The organism is Pseudomonas fluorescens, from assembly GCF_000968015.1.
Taxonomy (GTDB): Bacteria; Pseudomonadota; Gammaproteobacteria; order Pseudomonadales; family Pseudomonadaceae; genus Aquipseudomonas; species Aquipseudomonas fluorescens_W.
Genome location: NZ_LACH01000089.1, coordinates 1 through 1360 on the forward strand (window position 1 = coordinate 1; position 1360 = coordinate 1360).

A 1360-nucleotide genomic window follows, 5' to 3' on the forward strand; every position below is an offset into this window, starting at 1 on the left:
GGGTTTAATGAGATGGTCAGCCTGACCGAGAAGCCCTGCAGGTTTACGCTTGCAGGGCTTTTCTCGTTTTCGGCGGAGGATCTCTCATGAACACGATGACGCTTCTCGGTATCGACATTGGCAAACACAGTTTCCACCTGCATGGCCAGGATGCCAAAGGTCATCAGGTACTGCGCAAGAAAACCAATCGCGGCCAATTGCTCAGCACCTTGGCCCAGCTACCGGCCTGCACGGTGGTGATGGAGTCATGCGGCGGCGCTCACTGGCTGGCTCGACAGATCGGTACTTTGGGCCACGAGGTGAAGCTGATCGCCCCGCAGTACGTCAAACCGTTCGTCAAAGGCAACAAAAACGACTTCATTGATGCCGAAGCGATTTGCGAGGCGGCGAGCCGCCCCGCGATGCGCTTCTGCTCGATCAAAACTGCAGAGCAACAAACGCTTTCAGCGCTGCATCGTGTCCGAGATTCCCTGATTAGCCATCGCACCGTCGCGACCAACCAGATTCATGGGTTTCTGCTGGAGTTCGGGATCAGCCTGCCTATTGGAACCGCTGCGCTGCACCGTGTGCCGACGTTGCTCGACAACCCGCAACACTCGGTGCCGTTGCGCCTCAAGGGTTTGGTGATGCGTCTCTACCGACAAATTCAACAACTGGACCAAGAGATCAAGGATATCGAGTCCGACCTCAAGCAACAGTTGAAAGAGGACGACGCCGGAAACCGTTTGCAGAGTATCCCTGGCATCGGACCGATCACTGCCAGCGCCTTGCTGGCAGATATAGGGGATGTCTCGAACTATCGCAGCGGACGTGATTTCTCGGCTTCGTTGGGGTTGGTACCGAAACAGCATTCAACCGGCGGAAAGACAGTGCTGCTGGGGATCACAAAACGCGGCGACAAACACATACGCCGGCTGCTGGTGCAGGGCGCACGAGCCATCATGCAGCATATCGACGGTAGGGATGATGCGTTGGGGCCTTGGGTTCGAGAGCTGCTGACGCGTCGGCACTCCAATATCGTCGCCTGCGCGCTGGCGAACAAACTGGCGCGAATCGTGTGGGCGGTACTGGCCAAAGGCGGCCAGTACGACCCACATCCGAACGCTTGAACGTACAGCTTTAGCACCGGCTTTTGCGACGTCACTGACTGATGACAGTAAACGGCAAACGGCCCGACTGCGAACCTGGCAATAAAATCAGCTTCAGAAGCTGAGGGTTTTTTCAGGACAGTCGGGAGCGGCTACTCATCGAGGGCCGAGCGTTGTGGCGCAACGCTCACAATGAGCCCGGATACATTAGCGCAAGCCAGCTTTACCGAAAACAGCCCATGAGGTTGCAGGAGATGGGCTGACCATACATT

The 1360-nt window shown here is 56.8% G+C and carries 1 protein-coding gene; it reads left to right on the plus strand.

The features are described 5' to 3' along the window. Positions 1-86: 86 nt before the first annotated feature. Positions 87-1109 (plus strand): IS110 family transposase, encoded by a 1023-nt coding sequence (locus VD17_RS29935; protein WP_046056985.1) that lies wholly within the window; start codon positions 87-89, stop codon positions 1107-1109. Positions 1110-1360: the final 251 nt, after the last annotated feature.